Genomic DNA, 17,309 nt, shown 5'->3' on the forward strand with positions numbered 1-17,309 from the left:
TTCAAAACAAATTTACGCAATAAAAATATAACAAAACAAAGTTAAATTGTTATATTTTTACATGTTAGTTAAAAAATAATCACAAATTAGGTAAATTAATTTTAGTTTATTGATAATTTATAAACTAATTTTGAGATTCTAAAAAACATAAATTGAATGAGGCTGATCATCTCTTTTGTACTTTTTTTTGTTCTGAATACTGCATTTGCCCAACAGAAAAGTGCACTGACTGAAGAGGAGTATCTTATACTGCAGGAAAAAATTCGACTAAATTATAATGCAAATGTCGATAGTGCCCTTGTATACGCTAAGCAGATGTCAAAATCAAACAATTTTAAACATTTAGCTTTTGCAAATGGAGCAATGACTCAATTGTTTCAGATAAAAGGTAATACTAAACTTTCAAAAGAAAAATATTCTCTGGCCCTTAAATACTTAGAAAAAGTCCCGGAATCACGCGATAAAATACAATTAAAGTCTTACATCTATAATTATGGAGGTTTGGCAGAATGGAAAAGAGGTAATTTTAGTGCCGCGCTCGACAAGTATCAGCAGGGGATGAAGCTTTCTGTTGAAATTGGAGATGTTATTCAAATTGTAAAATTTAGAGGAAATATAGCTTTAATTAATGAAGCCGTTGGAAATTATCAATTAGCTATAAAAAATCTAAAACAACTGAATGATTTTGTTGATAAAAACGAAGGAATATTTACTAAGGATGATTTTTTAAATAGAAAGAGTAACATCAATGTTAATTTAGGAAGTTCTTACGAGAATTACTTCATTAAAAATTCAGACAAAAAGTTCTTACTTGATTCGGCAGAATATTATTATAAAAGGGCAATTAATTATTCGCAGAATTTTGCAGATAATAAAATCACAGCAAAATTAAGTTTAGGTAATATATACAATTGGAAAGGAGATTATAAAGCTGCTGAAAAAACATATTATGACATTGTATTTTATTCACAGCAAAACAATCAGCCGGGTTTATTATGTGTTGCCAATTATAATTTAGGAGATATATACTTTACTACAAAAAAGTACGATAAAGCGCTGGTTTTCTTTAAAAAATGTGATTCACTTGCAGAAATAACAAAATCTAATAATATAGATTTTTTGAAGTCAAATTATTATCAGGCAAAAATTTATAATTTAAAGAATGAGCCTGAACTTGCCTATAAACACTCTAAAGTTTACTTAGATAACTATGAAGATTTTCAAACAAAGCTGAATCATGAAGCTCTGGAGGTAAATTATAAACTAGGAGTGAATGATTTGACTCAGGAAATGGTAGTTATTCAGGAAAAATACCAGTATGATGTACTTATTAATAAGGCATTAAAAGTGTTTTATGTCTTATTAGTTGTTGGAATTGTATTTTTACTAATAAAAAACATTAGAGATAAAAATAAGGCACATAAAAAAATGAATGCTTTGATAGAAGAATTTAAGGCAAACATTGAAAAGAAAAACAATGCTGAAATTGAGCCGGAAGAAAAAGAAGAAATTCTTGAAACGGAAGAAATTCACCTTAAAAGAGAAAATATTACGCTAAGTATTGATGAAGCGAAAGAAAATAAAATTGTAGAAAAATTATTAGCTCTTGAAAACAAACTGGAATACCTTAACGCAGATTTTACTTTGCCTTATGTAGCTAAAAAAATAAAAACAAATACTACATATTTATCTTATGTAGTGAATAAACGATTTGGTAAATCATTTGGAGAATACTCGAATGAGTTAAAAATTAATTATGTAATCAATGAAATGATTACTAATCATATGTATCGAAAATATTCAACACAAGCTATTGCAGAAAGTGTGGGTTTTAAAAATGCAGTATCTTTTGCAAAATCATTTCGCAAAAGAACTGGAGTGTCTCCAGCTCAGTTTGCGAATAATATCTAGTTTTAAAAAAAAACTTTTAGCAGCTTAAATAAGGAAACAATTACCCGTTACCATTATTATCTCTTTTTCCAGGATCAACTGGCGGCGGTGGTACAGGATCATCTCCTCCTCTAACCACTTTTTGTTGATTTTTTGATAATTTTTCTCCTTGGAAATCCTCGAATTTTAATTTCATATTTGCCATCTTTTTACATGTTACGGTTACTGATTTATCAAAACTAAAGAAAATGTAAAGCTCTTGATCGAGAATTGGGTTTTGAACGCTTTTGTAAAACTAATTCTATAATAAATATTTGATAATCAATAACTTGTAATTGTATTATAGCTGCTATAATTTATAAATTGTATGTAGTATAATATATAAAATGTGTGCTTTTAGCAATATTTTTTGAATAAAAACTGCAATCTTTGTACTGTAATTCGATTTAAAACAGGTCCTAAAGATGTTAAAACTTATCCAAAAATTTCTTCAAATAAACAGATACTCGGATGTAAAGAATGAGTTTAAAGACTTGTTTCTTTCACATCCTAATTATCCGAGTTTATTTGCGATAACAGATTCATTTGATTTGTTGTCGATAGAGAATGCTGCCATAAGAGTTCCAAAGGAACAAATAGTTGATTTACCGTCAAACTTTCTAGCCTATTTTAAGGAAGAATTAATTTTAGTTGAAAAAGCAAAAGATTTTGTTCGCATTAATTCTATAAAAAAAGGAGTTCAAAAAATTTCATACGAGAAATTCCTTTTAGACTGGAATGGGGTAATTGTTGCAATAGAACCCAATAATGTAGTTGCAAGAGAAAATTTAAAAGTTGAACTAAATTGGTTAAAATATCTTATACCTTTTATACTTGTAGCAGGATTATCATTTTTTTATAGTTCATACAGTATTTTTAGCGCTGTATTTTTGCTAACATCGGCTTTAGGATTAATCGTAAGTATTTTAATCGTTCAGGAAAAGCTTGGTTTTAAGAACAATCTTATTACTAACTTTTGTAATCTAAGTACAAATTCTTCTTGTAACTCTGTTTTGAGTTTTAGCGAGAATTACGAGAATAGATGGATTAGCTTTTCAGATTTACCTCTTTTGTTTTTTGGTGCAAGCTTTATTTCAGTATTAGTACAGCCTGTTAGTTCGTCAATTTTTGTTGGATTTTTGAGTTTATTGGCGATTCCTATTATTGTATCCTCAGTTTGGATTCAAAAATTCGAACTTCAAAGATGGTGTGTAATGTGTTTAATGGTTTCCTTTTTAATATTTACACAAAGTATAATTTGGTTTTCATCAGATTTATTTACGTTAAGTTTTAGTTTTAGTACAATTTTCCCGTTTTTGTTTTCTTTAGTTCTTCTAATACCAATTGCATTTGTTGTAAAATCAATTGCCAAAGATGTACTTAATAATGAAAACTCTTTAAAAGAGCTTAAAAAATTCAAAAGAAACTATTCACTGCTAAACTTTTTATCTAAAAAAGTTTCTCATCAAAATGGATTTGAAGATTTAAGAGGATTAAATTTTGGAAACAGAAGCGCTGTTGTAAAACTGGCAGTAATAATAAGTCCAAGTTGTGTTCATTGTCATAAAACATTTCAGGAAGCTTTTGATTTAGTTTTAAAATTTCCCGATAAAATATATCTAAGTGTTTTATTCAACATCAATCCTGAAAACATTGACAATCCGTATAAAGCAGTTGTCGAAAGACTTTTAACAATAAACAGGTCAACACCTGGAAAAACAGTTGAAGCTATTTCAGACTGGCATATTAAAAAAATGAGTTTGAAAAAATGGCTGAAAAAATGGAATGTTGACAATGTCAGCATGATGATCAATCAGGAAATAAATAAACAATATGAGTGGTGTTCTAAAAACAACTTTAATTACACACCGGTAAAAATTGTTAATGAGAGGTTGTTTCCTAATGAATATGAATTAAGCGAATTGAAATACTTTTTAAACGATTTTGTCGAAGAAAAAGAAACAACAGTACTAGAAAGAATAGCCTAGTTTGACATTTGATAAATTATCTAACAATTAAAATTTACAGTTATGTTAAAAAATATATTAAACCTGGAAGGAACGCAAGAAATAAGCGCGAGTGAACAAAAAACTATAGTTGGTATTATTGCCGGCAAAGAAACAGTATCTAAATGCGATGCAAATTCGATAATATCTTATGATGATTGTACAGACTTTTTTTCAGAATTGAATTAAAACTGTACGGTTATTGTTAGAGGGAACCCAGCAGAGAATTTTTCAAATGGTCTTTGCTTCTAATTTTTTAAATTATTTAAAGTAATATACAATAAAGCCTTTTTAAAATTTAGTCATGTTTTTTTTAATTTGTAGGCGCTCGATCGTGGAACATTGAGCAAATTATCCCAACATTGATGATTGGTGTCGGGATTCTCAGGATAATTGGTCACTTGGGTCGGTTTTATTTGGTTAGGGCTGATCAAGTGCCATCTCCTAGAGAAATTGATATTACTTAAAATATTATAATTAAATATTCAATAGAGAGGAAATTTTTTTCCTCTCTATTTTTTTATAAAAAAACGACATACATTTATTGCAAATTAAAATTGAAAAATTTAAGATTAAATTGAAAAAATTCACTCATTATAAACAAGCAGATTTTAAGGATTGCGGCCCTACATGTTTAAAGATAATCGCTAAACATTACGGCAAAACAATCCATATACAAGAACTGCGCGACAGCAGCGAGACTACTCGCGAAGGAAGCAATCTGCTTTTTTTGAGTGATGCTGCCGAGAAAATTGGTTTCAGGACCCTGGGTGTAAAGTTAAGTGCAGAAAGACTCGAAGAGGCGCCTCTGCCATGTATCCTGCATTGGAACAAAAATCATTACGTTGTACTTTATAAAATAAAAAAGGGAACTTACTATATTTCTGATCCCGCTTTTGGATTAATTGAATATAATAAAAAGGATTTCCTTAAATTCTGGATCGGAAACAATGCCGATGACAACACTAAAGAAGGTATTGCTTTACTTATAGAAGCCGCACCAAAATTTTTTCAGTCAGAATTTGATAAAGAAGACAATAAAGGTTTAGGATTTGGATTGTTATCGCAATATGTACTTCGGTATAAATCATTTTTGATTCAGCTGAGTATCGGACTTCTGGCCAGCAGCTTACTGCAGCTTATTTTCCCGTTTTTGACCCAGAGTATTGTCGATGTGGGAATACAGAACCAGAACATCCATTTTATATATTTAATTCTTTTTGCGCAGTTATTTCTCTTTGCCGGAAGAACCGGTCTTGAACTTATCAGAAGCTGGATATTGCTGCATCTTTCAACCAGAATAAATATCTCCTTAATTTCAGATTTCTTTATTAAATTAATGAATCTGCCTATTTCCTTTTTTGATGTGAGAATGACAGGAGATATCATGCAGCGTATCAACGATCACCGCCGGATAGAAAAAATACTGACCACATCCTCTTTAAATGTATTGTTTTCTGTAATCAATATGTTTGTTCTGGGCGGTGTTCTGGCCTATTTTAACTTAAAGATATTTCTGGTCTTTTTTGCAGGCAGTATTCTTTATTTTGGATGGATTACGCTGTTTTTAAAGCGAAGGGAAGTTTTAGATTATAAACGTTTTGCTGAGGTCTCTAATGAACAGGGAAAAGTAATTGAACTTATAAACGGCATGCAGGAAATCAAACTCCACAATGCCGAAAAACAAAAACGCTGGGGCTGGGAATATGTTCAGGCGAGATTATTCAGGGTTTCAATAAAAGGATTGATTCTGGAACAAAGCCAGACCATCGGTTCTTCGGTTATAAATGAATTAAAGAATATTTTTATCATATTCCTATCTGCTAAATTAGTAATCGACGGATCAATAACATTGGGGATGATGCTCGCAATCAGCTCGATTGTAGGAAGCCTGAACGGACCCATAACACAGCTTATCGAATTTGTGAGAGAATTGCAGGATGCTAAAATATCACTGGCAAGATTATCTGAAATTCATGAAAAAGAAGATGAAACCCAGCAGGAAATCCATCAAACAAATGATGTTCCATATGATTGTGATATCGAAATCAAAAATCTTTCCTATCGCTATTTAGGATCCGATATTCCGGTTTTAGATAATTTAAGCCTCGTGATTCCGGCCAATAAAGTAACGGCTATAGTAGGTGTTAGCGGCAGTGGAAAAACAACTTTAATGAAACTGCTTCTTAAGTTTTATGAACCAGAAAAGGGCGAGATTAATATTGGCAGCTCACAGCTTAAAAACATTTCGCAGAAAGCCTGGCGGTCAAACATTGGAGCTGTAATGCAGGAAGGTTATATTTTCAGCGATACAATAGCTAATAATATTGCTTTTGGAGTAGATAAAGTTGATAAAGAGCGATTGGTTTATGCCGCAGAGGTTGCCAATATTAAAGAATATATCAGTGAGCTTCCTCTTGGTTATAATACAAAAATTGGAGCCGAAGGGACGGGAATGAGTACAGGACAAAAGCAGCGTTTATTGATTGCCAGAGCAGTTTATAAAAACCCTGAAATATTGTTTTTTGATGAAGCCACATCAGCTTTGGATGCCAATAATGAAAAAGTGATTATGCAGAAACTGGATATTTTTTTTAAAAACAAAACTGTAATTGTAATTGCGCACCGCTTAAGCACGGTTATGAATGCAGACCAGATTGTGGTTTTAGAAAAAGGAAAAATTATCGAAACAGGTTCACATTCATCGCTGGTGGAACAGAAAGGGAATTATTTTGAATTGGTTAAAAACCAATTGCAGTTAGGAAATTAATCATGGAAGAAGATAACAGCACATTAGAATTACGAAGCGAGGAAGTTCAGGACATTCTCACCAAAGTACCGCACTGGATGATCCGCTGGGGAACGGTTTTGATTTTTGTAATCATACTGCTGCTCTTTTTTGTTTCCTGGTTTATAAAATATCCAGATGTTGTCAATACCGAAATTGTAATTACGACCAATATTCCGCCGGAGAAAATTGTTGCCAAATCATCCGGCCGTATTGAAGCAATTTTGGTTAAAAACAAATCGATTGTATCTAAAAACAGTACGCTTGCTATTATAGAAAATACAGCCAATTACAACGATGTTTTTCTGCTGAAAAGTATTGTTGAGAATTATAATATCAATGATCCAAAAATAGAATTTCCGTTTTCAAAACTAAAAAACACACAGCTGGGAGAAATAGAAAGCGCCTATGCTGTTTTTCAGAAAGATTATCAGGCACAGGAGCTGAATCATGACCTGCAGCCTTTTGCAATTGAAAACAGAGCGCAGGTTTCAGAAAAAATCCAAATAAAAGAAAGATTAGAAATTCTGCAGCAGCAAAAAGTAATCAATGAAAGCGAATTGCAGCTTCAAAAGAACGAAGTGGCCCGTTTTGAAGTCTTGTTCAATAAAGGCATTATTTCGGCCCAGGAAATGGAAGTTAAAAAACTGGGGTTCCTGCAGGCACAAAAGAATTACAGAAGCCTGTTATCGTCGATTTCTCAATTGAGGTCTTCTCTTATCGATAATACAAAATCGAGCCAGAGTTCGCAGGCAAACAGTACCAAAGAAGAGGTTAACCTTGGGCGGAACATGGCGCAGTCATTTTATCAGCTTAAAAAAGTGATAAAAGACTGGGAACTGGCTTATGCCTTAAAATCCTCTATCAGCGGAAAGGTTACTTTTTTACAGGTTTGGACAGAAAACCAGACGATAAATTCGGGTGATAATGTTTTCTCTATTATTCCCGATGCTAAAAATGGTTTTATAGGAAAAGTAAAAGCTCCGGCTTTAAATTCAGGAAAGATAAAAACAGGACAGAGAGTCAATATTCGCCTGGCTAATTTTCCGGACAGGGAATTTGGTGTTTTAAAAGGCAGAATTCAGAACATTTCTCTGGTTCCGGATAAAGACGGAAATCTATTGATTGATGTTGCACTGCCAGACGGACTGCATACTTCTTATAACAAACAAATTTTGTTTCAGCAGGAAATGAAAGGAAGTGCCGAAATCGTAACCGAAGATTTGCGCTTAATCGAAAGAATCTTGTATCAGTTTAAAAGTATTTTTGAACAAGTTTAGAATTTCAAATAAAAATCCTTCGTCAACTCAATATATTCAGGAGTATAAACATGTCTGTCAATTTCGATTGTTAATTCGTCGATTTCAATTTCATAAACTTCATTTCTGCTAAAAGCCAATAAACTTCTTTTAATTGTTGAGGTTGGAGTGCCTTTTACACGTGTAATTTTTATAGGATATAATTCAGCTTCTTTTGCTAAAGCGATAAATTTTTCTTCTTCTTTGTAAGGAAGAATTATTGCAAGAATTCCATTTTCAGAAAGTAATAAATCAGCAGCTTCGACGATTTCTTCAAAAGGCATAGCATCTTGAAAACGTGCTAAATCTCGCTGTTCATTTTCTGTTTTATAATCTTCGGCATAAAAAGGCGGATTTGAAACAATTAAATCATATTCATCTTCTGGTTCTTCAATGAATTCATCTAATCCAGCATGAAAACAAAATAATCGACCGCCCCAAGGAGAATTTTCAAAATTTTCGACAGCTTGTTCATGCGCCTCTTCGTCAATTTCAAGAGCATCGATTTGTTCGGCATGAGTTCGCTGCGCCAGCATTAAGGCAATAATTCCGGTTCCTGCGCCAATATCTAAAATACTAAAAGGATTATGATGAATTGGAACCCAAGAACCCAATAAAACGCCATCAGTACCTACTTTCATTGCGGTTTTATCTTGTTTGATAGAAAATTGTTTAAATGAAAACATAAATGAAAATTCCAAATTTTTTAAATTCCAAATTCCAATTTTAAAAAGGGAAATTCTAATAAAAAGAACTCCAAATCTCAAATGTAATACGGATTAAATTATGTAGTTTGAACTACAAAAATAAGATTAAATTGCCATTTATTGTTTTGTAGTTTTAGTAATTATTGCAGATAGAATTTTTCTTAATTCTTCTATTTCGAATATGAGTGAATCTGAAGCGGATCTTTGATCTGGATTTAATTCGTGAAGTAATCTTAGCCAATATTTAGATTCCTTAGCTTCTTTTCTAGATATTTTGAGCCTAAAAACTAAATCTTTGTCGCCAAGTTTTTCGTTTGATTCAATATAGTTAGCTCCAACGGAATCAGATGATCTAATTAATTGTTTGCCATCTTCAATATTTGATGTTGTTTTTGATAAACTTCTAATGTAATTTCTACAGTCTTTTGCAAACAAAAATGTTCGTTCTTCTAAATCGTATGGTTTCATAGTTTAAATTCCAAAATTTTAAAATACCAAATTCCAATTGTTGGGCTTAAAAATAGTGAAAAACAATTTAAATATAGGTTTTTTCCTTCAAAAATATAATTCTATAAGTGTTCTATATTCTTGGAATTTGGAATTTCAAAAATTGAGATTTAATCTTTCAGTTTTGGAATTTGGGATTTAAAAATTGGAATTTATAAACTCAAAGGTACATCTCAACCAATCCCTCAGGCAGATTCATGATAACCTTTTTATTTTCTCGGTCAATTTTTACCAGGAAATGGTCGATCATTGGCACTAAGATTTCTACTTCACCATTTAAAACTTCAAAAAGAGGCTGCGCAGAAGAGTCATTAATTGAAGTAATTTTTCCGAAAACACCTAAACGCTGGTCTTCGATTTCGAAACCAATAACTTCATGGAAATAGAATTTGTTGCCGGTAAGTTTTGGCAGCATTGATAAAGGAAGATAAATAGCATTGCCAACAAGTGCATCAGCTTCTTCCTCATTATTTACATCTTCAAAACGAACCCTAAGAAAGTCGTTTTTATGTAAAGAACTTGTTTCAATAAAAAAAGGAACCAAGTGTTTGTTGCATTCAACAAACACTGATTCCAGATTTTCGTATAACTCAGGCTCGTCTGTGTCTAAATAAACCAGAACTTCACCTTTGAAACTAAATTTTTTAGCGATTTTACCTAAATAAAAACATTCTTCTTTACGCATTATCGCTAAGTAAAATTATGCTTCAGTTGTTTCGTTATTCTCTTCAGCAGCAGGAGCTTCTTCAGTAGCAGCTTCTGCTTCTACTTCAGCAACTTCTTCTTCAACTGCAGGAGTTGCAGCAGCGATAGCATCAGCTTCAGCCTTAGCTGCAGCAGCTAAACGTTTAGCATTAACTTCTTTTTCAGCTTTTAAAGCTTTAGCTTTAACATCAGCTTGCGCTTTTGATAAACCATCTTTTTTAGCATCAACTTTTCCAGCTTTAGCCTCTAACCAAGCAGCTAATTTAGCATCTGCCTGCTCTTGAGTTAAAGCTCCTTTACGGATACCTCCATCAAGGTGGTGTTTCAATAAAGCACCTTTGTAAGAAAGGATTGCTCTGGCAGTATCAGTTGGTTGTGCACCATTGTGTAACCATTTAACTGCGCTGTCAAGGTTTAACTCAACAGTTGCTGGGTTTGTGTTTGGATTGTAAGTACCGATTTTCTCTAAGTATTTACCATCTCTTTTTGAGCGTGCATCTGCAGCTACAACCCAGTAAAAAGGTTTTCCTTTTTTACCGTGTCTTTGTAATCTAATTTTTACTGACATAATCTTATGATTAAATTTTGAGGTACTCGACCTCTGTTAATTAAGGGCGCAAAGATATAATTTTTTTATCAATTATCCGTTTCAAAAAGTATTAAATATATTTAAGACAGATTTTTAGCTTTTTTTTGACTTTAAATTTTAAACACTTATCCCATAATGCGATACTTTTGCATTAAATTCATCTTAATATATGAAAAAATATTTTTACTTTTTATCCTTTTTATTACTGCTTACATCTTGTACAGAAGATGTAAAATTTAATAATCCTGCTTTTCAAACCCTGAAAAATAATGTTTTCTGGAGAGCTAAGACCTATAAAGCTTATTTTGGTGCAAATGGAATTGTAGTTGTTGAAGGATCTTTGGGGTATGAAAAAGTTATTTTGAAAGCTGCTTCTTCTGCAGAACAAACTTTTGTTTTAGGAGTCGATGAAACTTCAAAAGCATCTTACAAAAATACGCTGCCGGCTGAATTGTCTTCATTTTCTACAGGAACAAATATTGGTAACGGACAAATTGTTATTACAGATTATGATACCGATAATAATACTATTTCGGGGACATTTAAATTTACTGCGATAAATGAAGATGAAAGCGATACTGAGAACCCAAAAATTAACTTTACAGAAGGTGTTTTTTATAAAGTCCCGATTGAAGTAAGCGATGTTGTTCATGAGATGTAACTTTTTTGCGAATACCGAGTTTTATTAAGCTGATTTTCAAAATCAAAATAAAAACATAAATAAACTAATATATAGTAGATTACAGAAAAATAAGACTACATTTGCTACATTATTATAAATAAGTACATATGAACATTTTTGTTGGAAGCCTTCCATTCAGTATTGAGGAAGCAGATTTAAGAGAGTCTTTCGAGGCTTATGGAGCAGTAGATTCAGTTAAAATTATCACTGATAAGTTTACTGGAAGAAGCAAAGGTTTTGGTTTTGTTGAGATGCCAAACGATGCTGAAGCTCAAAAAGCAATTGATGAATTGAACGGAGCTACTGTTCAAGGTCGTACAATTGTTGTTAATAAATCTGAACCAAAACCTGAAGGTGAAAGAAGAAGCTTCAATAACAACCGTGGAGGTGATTCTCGCGGAGGTTACGGAAACAACCGCGGAGGAAATGACCGTGGTGGTAACAGAGGAGGATATTAATATTTTTTTCTAAATATATAAAAGGGATCAATGAAAGTTGATCCCTTTTTTTATGCGCATTTTTTTGTAGAGGCGCACAGCAGTGCGTCTAACATACCGAGGAGACGCACAGCTGTGCGCCTCTACGATTATATGTTGTTATAAATTAGCCACAAGCCAATCTCCAACTTCGCTTGTTTTGTAAGCTTTTGATCCTTTTGGAGCTAAATCTTCGGTAACAACACCTTGCTCTAAAGATTTGTTTACAACAGCGCGAATAGCATCTGCTTCAGCTTTTAATCCAAATGCATCTTCAAACATCATGGCAGCAGATAAAATAGTTGCCAATGGATTTGCAATGTTTAATCCAGTTGCCTGTGGATAAGATCCATGGATTGGTTCGTATAATGAAGTGTGCTCTCCAACAGAAGCAGAAGGCATTAATCCCATTGAACCAGAAATTACAGAAGCTTCGTCAGTTAAGATGTCTCCGAATAAATTTTCTGTGATTAATACATCATAAGAATTTGGCCATTGAACCAAACGCATTGCAACAGCATCAACAAATTCGTAAGAAACCGTAACTTCAGGATAATCTTTTTCCATTGCCTGAACCGTTTCTCTCCATAAACGTGAAGTTTCCAGCACGTTTGCTTTGTCAACGCAGCATAATTTTTTACTTCTTGTCATAGCTAATTCGAAACCTTTTTTAGCTAAACGCTGCACTTCTGCACGAGTATAAACACAATTGTCGAAAGCAGTATCTCCGTTGTCTTTTCTTCCTTTTTCTCCAAAGTAAATTCCGCCTGTTAATTCTCTTAAGAAAACTAAATCAGTTCCTTCAATTCTTTCTCTTTTTAAAGGAGAATTGTCAATTAAAGAAGGAAAAGTAAATGTTGGACGTACGTTAGCAAACAATCCTAATTTTTTACGCATCAACAATAAACCTTGCTCAGGACGAACTGGGGCACTTGGGTCATTATCATATTTTGGGTGTCCGATAGCTCCAAATAAAACAGCATCAGCTTTCATACAAACTTCGTGTGTTTCGTCTGGATAAGGAACTCCAACTGCGTCAATTGCGCAGGCTCCGGTCAAAGCAGGAGTCCAGGTTATTTCGTGATTGAATTTTTTTGCAATAGCATCAGATACTTTTACAGCTTCATTTATTACTTCTGGTCCGATTCCGTCTCCGGCTAAAAGGGCTATGTTAAATTTCATTTTTTAAGTATTTATTATTTTAAGGTTCAAGGTTCAGAGGAACAAAGGTTCAAAGTTTTGAAAGCAGGTAAAAACCTCTGTGCCTTTGCAACTTTGAACCTTTGTCCCTTATATTAAGTAACTATATTCAACATTTTTTGTGTTGCAATAATCGCTGCAACGGTTTGATCTGAATCTAATCCTCTTGTTTTGAATTCTTTTCCGTTGTTTACCCATGTGATAATGGTTTCGCACAACGCATCAGAACTACTTCCGGGCGGGATTCTAACTGCGTAATCGATCAATTTTGGAAGTGTTAGTTTTTTGCTTTTGTAAATCTTTGATAAAGCATTCATAAAAGCATCAAACTGACCGTCTCCCTGCGCATTTTCTTCGATGATTTCGCCATCAATTTTTAGGCATAAAGTAGTTGATGGACGCATTCCTTTTGAGTGTACTAATATATAGGACTCGATTTTTATTTTTTCTTCGTAAGTATGGCTGTCCAAAACATCTGAAATAATGTATGGAAGATCTTCCTTAGTAACAGTTTCTTTTTTGTCGCCTAATTCGATGATTCTTTGGGTAACCAATTTCAAATCTTCGTTGTTTAGTTTTAAACCTAATTCCTGAAGATTTTTCTCGATATTAGCTTTGCCCGAAGTTTTTCCTAAGGCATATTTTCTTTTTCTTCCAAAACGTTCAGGAAGAAGGTCATTAAAATATAAGTTGTTTTTATTGTCTCCATCGGCATGTATTCCGGCAGTTTGAGTAAAAACATTATCGCCCACAATTGGTTTGTTTGCAGGAATTCTGTATCCAGTAAATGTTTCAACTAATTTACTTACTGTATATAAAGAAGTTTCTTTTATATTGATGCTTACTTCTGGCAGATAATCATTTATAACGGCAACCGTGCTTTCAAGCGGTGCATTTCCGGCACGTTCTCCCATTCCGTTTACCGTTACATGAAGTCCGTTGATTCCGGCCTTTATAGCTTCCATGACATTGGCTACGCTTAAATCGTAGTCGTTATGCGCATGGAAATCAAAATGAATATTCGGATATTTTGCTCTGATTTTAGAAATAAATTCAAAAGCCAAAGACGGAATTAAAACTCCTAAAGTATCCGGAAGTAAAATTCTTTTAATTGGCTGAGTCGATAAGAAATCCAGAAATTGAAAAACATAATTAGGAGAATTTCGCATTCCGTTGCTCCAGTCTTCTAAATAAACATTCGTTTCAATATTATTTTCTTTAGCTAAAGCAATGATTTGAGCGATTTCAGAAAAATGCTGTTCAGGAGTTTTTTTTAACTGATGTGTTAAGTGATTCATTGAGCCTTTGGTCAACAAATTCTGCACCTTTGCACCTGCTTTTTTCATCCATTCGATTGAAACTCCGCCGTCAACAAACGAAAGGACTTCGATACGGTCAATATAACCGCGTTCTTCAGCCCATGAAGTAATGCCTTTTACGGCTTGAAATTCTCCTTCGCTCACACGCGCCGAAGCAATTTCGATTCTATCAATATTTAATTCCTCCAGCAACAATTGCGCAATGGTTAGTTTTTCTGCAGCAGAAAATGAAACTCCTGAGGTTTGTTCACCATCACGAAGCGTCGTATCCATTATTTCAATTTTTCTTTTTTCCATATTGATATTCTAAATTCCTTTTTTATAAGGTAAATTTTTGTTGTGTTGTCTTGGTTTTTTAACTTATAAAGACCCGACAGGTTTCAAAAACCTGTCGGGTCTCAAAGGACTGAACCTGATTTTCTATTAGTAAGGAAGTTTATCGGCGAAAGCCTTAATATCTTCCTTCATATCTTGTAAATAATCAATGTCGTCAAAACCATTAATCATGTTATTCTTTTTGTATCCGTTGATAGCAAAAGATTCCTGCTGACCAGTTGATAATAAAGTAATAGTTTGGTTTGGCAAGTTGATTTCTAATTCTGTTTTAGGATCTGCTTCGATCGCTTTGAAAATAGTTTCAGAAAACTCCGGGCTGATTTGTACTGGTAAAACACCAATATTTAAACAGTTTCCTTTGAAGATATCTGCAAAGAAACTAGAAACTACTGCTCTAAAACCGTAATCGTAAACTGCCCACGCAGCGTGCTCTCTTGAAGATCCGGAACCGAAGTTTTTTCCTCCAACCAAAATTTTTCCAGAATAAGTAGAATCGTTTAAAACGAAATCAGCTTTAGGAGTATCGTCTCCGTTGTATCTCCAGTCTCTAAAAAGGTTGTCTCCAAAACCTTCACGTTTTGTAGCTTTTAAGAAACGAGCCGGAATAATTTGATCTGTATCAACGTTTTCAATTGGCAGTGGCACTGCACTGCTGGTAAGTATAGTAAATTTATCGTATGCCATTTTTTGGAATTTTAGATTTTAGATTTTAGATTTTAGATTTTCTTTTGAAAACTTAAACTCGGAACCTAAAAATATTTTGTATTAAATAATGTTGATCAATTTTATTTGAAGAAATTTAGATGAAGATTTCACAAAGTGAGAAATCTAAAATCTAAACTCTGCAATCTAAAATAATTCACGCGGGTCAGTTAGTTTTCCTGTAACAGCAGCAGCGGCAGCCATAATTGGACTTGCTAGTAAAGTTCTTGATCCAGGACCTTGACGACCTTCAAAGTTTCTGTTTGAAGTACTTACCGCATATTTTCCGGCAGGAACTTTATCATCGTTCATTGCTAAACAAGCTGAACAGCCCGGCTGACGTAATACGAAACCAGCTTCAGTAAGAATATCTAAAATTCCTTCTTCTTTAATCTGAGCTTCAACAACGTGAGAACCCGGAACTAACCAAGCGGTAACATTATCGGCTTTTTTTCTTCCTTTTACAATTTCGGCGAAAGCCCTAAAATCTTCAATACGTCCGTTTGTACAGCTTCCTAAGAAAACGTAGTCGATTTGTTTTCCGATCATTACATCGTCTTCATGGAAGCCCATGTAAGCCAAAGATTTTTTGTAAGTTTCCTCACCGCCTTCAACTTCTTTTGCACTTGGGATATGTTTTGTGATGCCAATTCCCATTCCTGGGTTTGTACCGTAAGTAATCATTGGTTCGATGTCTTCTGCTTTGATGTTTAATTCAGCATCAAACACAGCATCAGCATCCGTTTTTAAAGTTTTCCAGTATTCAACAGCTTTTGTCCATGCTTCACCTTTTGGAGCGTATAATCTTCCTTCAAGGAAATCGAAAGTAGTTTGGTCAGGAGCGATCATTCCGCCTCGCGCACCCATTTCGATACTTAAATTACAAACTGTCATACGGCCTTCCATAGTCATGTTTTCGAAAACATCACCAGCGTATTCAACAAAATAACCTGTACCTCCAGAAGTAGTTAACTGAGCAATAATATAAAGTGCAACGTCTTTTGGGCCAACACCTTTACTTAATTGACCATTTACGTTAATACGCATTTTCTTTGGTTTAGGCTGCATGATACATTGAGTAGAAAGCACCATCTCAACCTCAGAAGTTCCGATACCAAAAGCGATAGCACCAAAAGCACCGTGAGTAGAAGTATGCGAATCCCCACATACAATAGTAGCACCTGGCAAAGTAATTCCGTTTTCAGGACCAACTACGTGTACAATACCATTTTTTTGATGACCTAATCCCCAGTGCGAAATTCCGTATTCGGCAGCATTATCTTCAAGAGCCTGGAGCTGATTTGCTGATAAAGGATCCTGAACTGGTAAATGTTGGTTTATAGTTGGGGTATTGTGATCTGCAGTTGCAAAAGTACGTTGCGGGTATAAAACGTTAACGCCTCTTGATTTTAATCCTAAAAAAGCAACAGGACTCGTAACTTCATGAATGAAATGGCGGTCAATAAAAAACACATCTGGTCCATCTTCAATTTTACGCACTACATGTGAATCCCATACTTTGTCAAATAATGTCTTACTCATTTTTTATTTTTTTAAATTGTAATTTCTATAACCACAGCAATTTCCTGTTCATTATAATAGCAAAACAAAAGTAAAAAAAGATACAAAGGCGTCAATTTCGATATTTCATTATATACGATACCCAAACTAAAATACAAATTGCTAAACCGCTTTTGCGACTTCAATTTTGGCAGAAAAATGATTTAGAAAATGACTTTGTTTTTCTTTTTCAGCTTTAATTTTCTTTGATTGTTTTTTGTTTTAATAGTTTGCAAATTTACCTCATAATCACTATAAAATATAAGAATTTATTTGAAAAAATGTAACAAATTCAATAAAAATAGTAATAATTGTTAGTTTTGATTTCTTTGTAAAAAGAATGCTTTTTTGGTTTTTGAATGCTTTTAAAGGAGTTTTTCAGGCGTTATTTAGATTGAATAAATCATCTAAATACTACGACATCCAAGAAGTGTAATTTTATGAAATTTTATGCTTTTTAAGAGAAAATTTGAGTAATAAATAAGAATGTCTTTTTAAGAAATTA

At 33.4% G+C, this 17,309-nt stretch carries 16 protein-coding genes; 7 read left to right on the forward strand and 9 right to left on the reverse strand.

All coding sequences use genetic code 11. From position 1 onward, the window contains the following. Positions 1–156 precede the first annotated feature (156 nt). Positions 157–1,911 (forward strand): helix-turn-helix domain-containing protein, encoded by a 1,755-nt coding sequence (locus tag AABD74_RS06270; protein WP_406844999.1) that lies wholly within the window; start codon positions 157–159, stop codon positions 1,909–1,911. A 40-nt stretch (positions 1,912–1,951) separates the two neighbouring features. Here AABD74_RS06270 and AABD74_RS06275 read toward each other — a convergent pair whose 3' ends face one another. Further along, complete coding sequence (locus AABD74_RS06275; RefSeq protein WP_232677576.1) at positions 1,952–2,086, reverse strand: rSAM-modified peptide; 135 nt, start codon at positions 2,084–2,086, stop codon at positions 1,952–1,954. Positions 2,087–2,354: 268 nt separating this feature from the next. On the opposite strand from AABD74_RS06275, the gene AABD74_RS06280 reads away from it, so the two are divergent. The 4 genes from AABD74_RS06280 (at position 2,355) to AABD74_RS06295 (ending at position 8,003) form a co-directional block, all read left to right on the forward strand. Then, positions 2,355–3,917 (forward strand): vitamin K epoxide reductase family protein, encoded by a 1,563-nt coding sequence (locus tag AABD74_RS06280; RefSeq protein ID WP_232677574.1) that lies wholly within the window; start codon positions 2,355–2,357, stop codon positions 3,915–3,917. Positions 3,918–3,959: 42 nt separating this feature from the next. Further along, positions 3,960–4,124: a hypothetical protein gene (locus tag AABD74_RS06285; RefSeq protein WP_232677572.1), complete on the forward strand. Its 165-nt coding sequence runs from the start codon at positions 3,960–3,962 to the stop codon at positions 4,122–4,124. Positions 4,125–4,512: 388 nt separating this feature from the next. Next, on the forward strand, positions 4,513–6,705 hold the full coding sequence (locus tag AABD74_RS06290; RefSeq protein WP_406845000.1) for a peptidase domain-containing ABC transporter: 2,193 nt from the start codon (positions 4,513–4,515) through the stop codon (positions 6,703–6,705). A 2-nt stretch (positions 6,706–6,707) separates the two neighbouring features. Then, positions 6,708–8,003: an HlyD family secretion protein gene (locus tag AABD74_RS06295; RefSeq protein ID WP_406845001.1), complete on the forward strand. Its 1,296-nt coding sequence runs from the start codon at positions 6,708–6,710 to the stop codon at positions 8,001–8,003. Here the strand turns inward: AABD74_RS06295 and AABD74_RS06300 are convergent. The 4 genes from AABD74_RS06300 to AABD74_RS06315 all read right to left on the reverse strand — a co-directional run bounded on the left by AABD74_RS06300 (position 8,000) and on the right by AABD74_RS06315 (position 10,508). After that, positions 8,000–8,707 (reverse strand): tRNA1(Val) (adenine(37)-N6)-methyltransferase, encoded by a 708-nt coding sequence (locus tag AABD74_RS06300; RefSeq protein WP_406845002.1) that lies wholly within the window; start codon positions 8,705–8,707, stop codon positions 8,000–8,002. The genes AABD74_RS06295 and AABD74_RS06300 overlap by 4 nt on opposite strands. 138 nt (positions 8,708–8,845) lie before the next feature. Next, on the reverse strand, positions 8,846–9,196 hold the full coding sequence (locus AABD74_RS06305; RefSeq protein ID WP_406845003.1) for a four helix bundle protein: 351 nt from the start codon (positions 9,194–9,196) through the stop codon (positions 8,846–8,848). A gap of 199 nt (positions 9,197–9,395) precedes the next feature. Next, the gene (rimM, locus tag AABD74_RS06310) at positions 9,396–9,920 is read right to left on the reverse strand and encodes a ribosome maturation factor RimM (RefSeq protein ID WP_232677563.1); all 525 of its coding nucleotides are present in this window, start codon (positions 9,918–9,920) and stop codon (positions 9,396–9,398) included. Between the two features lie 15 nt (positions 9,921–9,935). After that, positions 9,936–10,508, reverse strand: a complete 573-nt coding sequence (locus AABD74_RS06315) for a 30S ribosomal protein S16 (RefSeq protein WP_406845004.1) — start codon at positions 10,506–10,508, stop codon at positions 9,936–9,938. A 190-nt stretch (positions 10,509–10,698) separates the two neighbouring features. Between AABD74_RS06315 and AABD74_RS06320 the strand changes: the two genes are divergently transcribed. Together AABD74_RS06320 and AABD74_RS06325 are read left to right on the forward strand one after the other, a co-directional pair. Further along, on the forward strand, positions 10,699–11,190 hold the full coding sequence (locus AABD74_RS06320) for a DUF6252 family protein (protein ID WP_406845005.1): 492 nt from the start codon (positions 10,699–10,701) through the stop codon (positions 11,188–11,190). 128 nt (positions 11,191–11,318) lie between these two features. Further along, a complete protein-coding gene (locus tag AABD74_RS06325) occupies positions 11,319–11,669 on the forward strand; it encodes an RNA-binding protein (RefSeq protein ID WP_089053747.1) in 351 nt (116 codons plus the stop codon). A 138-nt stretch (positions 11,670–11,807) separates the two neighbouring features. Here the strand turns inward: AABD74_RS06325 and leuB are convergent, their stop codons facing one another. From leuB to leuC, 4 genes are all read right to left on the reverse strand, one after another. Continuing rightward, complete coding sequence (gene leuB / locus AABD74_RS06330; RefSeq protein WP_232677558.1) at positions 11,808–12,869, reverse strand: 3-isopropylmalate dehydrogenase; 1,062 nt, start codon at positions 12,867–12,869, stop codon at positions 11,808–11,810. 113 nt (positions 12,870–12,982) lie between these two features. Then, on the reverse strand, positions 12,983–14,503 hold the full coding sequence (locus AABD74_RS06335) for an alpha-isopropylmalate synthase regulatory domain-containing protein (protein ID WP_406845006.1): 1,521 nt from the start codon (positions 14,501–14,503) through the stop codon (positions 12,983–12,985). A 126-nt stretch (positions 14,504–14,629) separates the two neighbouring features. Then, positions 14,630–15,226 carry a 3-isopropylmalate dehydratase small subunit gene (leuD, locus tag AABD74_RS06340; RefSeq protein ID WP_232677551.1) on the reverse strand — a complete coding sequence of 199 codons (597 nt, stop codon included), beginning with the start codon at positions 15,224–15,226 and terminating at the stop codon, positions 14,630–14,632. Positions 15,227–15,391: 165 nt separating this feature from the next. Continuing rightward, entirely contained in the window at positions 15,392–16,786 is a 1,395-nt protein-coding gene (gene leuC, locus AABD74_RS06345; protein ID WP_053471490.1) for a 3-isopropylmalate dehydratase large subunit, read from the reverse strand. Positions 16,787–17,309: the final 523 nt, after the last annotated feature.

The organism is Flavobacterium soyae, assembly GCF_045348165.1.
Classification (GTDB): Bacteria; Bacteroidota; Bacteroidia; order Flavobacteriales; family Flavobacteriaceae; genus Flavobacterium; species Flavobacterium soyae.

Coding starts and splice junctions, on each gene's coding strand:
- leuD (WP_232677551.1), bottom strand. CDS start 15,226: ATGGCATACGATAAATTTACTATACTTACCAGCAGTGCAGTGCCACTG.
- AABD74_RS06305 (WP_406845003.1), bottom strand. CDS start 9,196: ATGAAACCATACGATTTAGAAGAACGAACATTTTTGTTTGCAAAAGAC.
- rimM (WP_232677563.1), bottom strand. CDS start 9,920: ATGCGTAAAGAAGAATGTTTTTATTTAGGTAAAATCGCTAAAAAATTT.
- AABD74_RS06320 (WP_406845005.1), top strand. CDS start 10,699: ATGAAAAAATATTTTTACTTTTTATCCTTTTTATTACTGCTTACATCT.
- AABD74_RS06280 (WP_232677574.1), top strand. CDS start 2,355: ATGTTAAAACTTATCCAAAAATTTCTTCAAATAAACAGATACTCGGAT.
- AABD74_RS06295 (WP_406845001.1), top strand. CDS start 6,708: ATGGAAGAAGATAACAGCACATTAGAATTACGAAGCGAGGAAGTTCAG.
- AABD74_RS06325 (WP_089053747.1), top strand. CDS start 11,319: ATGAACATTTTTGTTGGAAGCCTTCCATTCAGTATTGAGGAAGCAGAT.
- leuC (WP_053471490.1), bottom strand. CDS start 16,786: ATGAGTAAGACATTATTTGACAAAGTATGGGATTCACATGTAGTGCGT.
- leuB (WP_232677558.1), bottom strand. CDS start 12,869: ATGAAATTTAACATAGCCCTTTTAGCCGGAGACGGAATCGGACCAGAA.
- AABD74_RS06270 (WP_406844999.1), top strand. CDS start 157: ATGAGGCTGATCATCTCTTTTGTACTTTTTTTTGTTCTGAATACTGCA.
- AABD74_RS06300 (WP_406845002.1), bottom strand. CDS start 8,707: ATGTTTTCATTTAAACAATTTTCTATCAAACAAGATAAAACCGCAATG.
- AABD74_RS06335 (WP_406845006.1), bottom strand. CDS start 14,503: ATGGAAAAAAGAAAAATTGAAATAATGGATACGACGCTTCGTGATGGT.
- AABD74_RS06285 (WP_232677572.1), top strand. CDS start 3,960: ATGTTAAAAAATATATTAAACCTGGAAGGAACGCAAGAAATAAGCGCG.
- AABD74_RS06315 (WP_406845004.1), bottom strand. CDS start 10,508: ATGTCAGTAAAAATTAGATTACAAAGACACGGTAAAAAAGGAAAACCT.
- AABD74_RS06275 (WP_232677576.1), bottom strand. CDS start 2,086: ATGAAATTAAAATTCGAGGATTTCCAAGGAGAAAAATTATCAAAAAAT.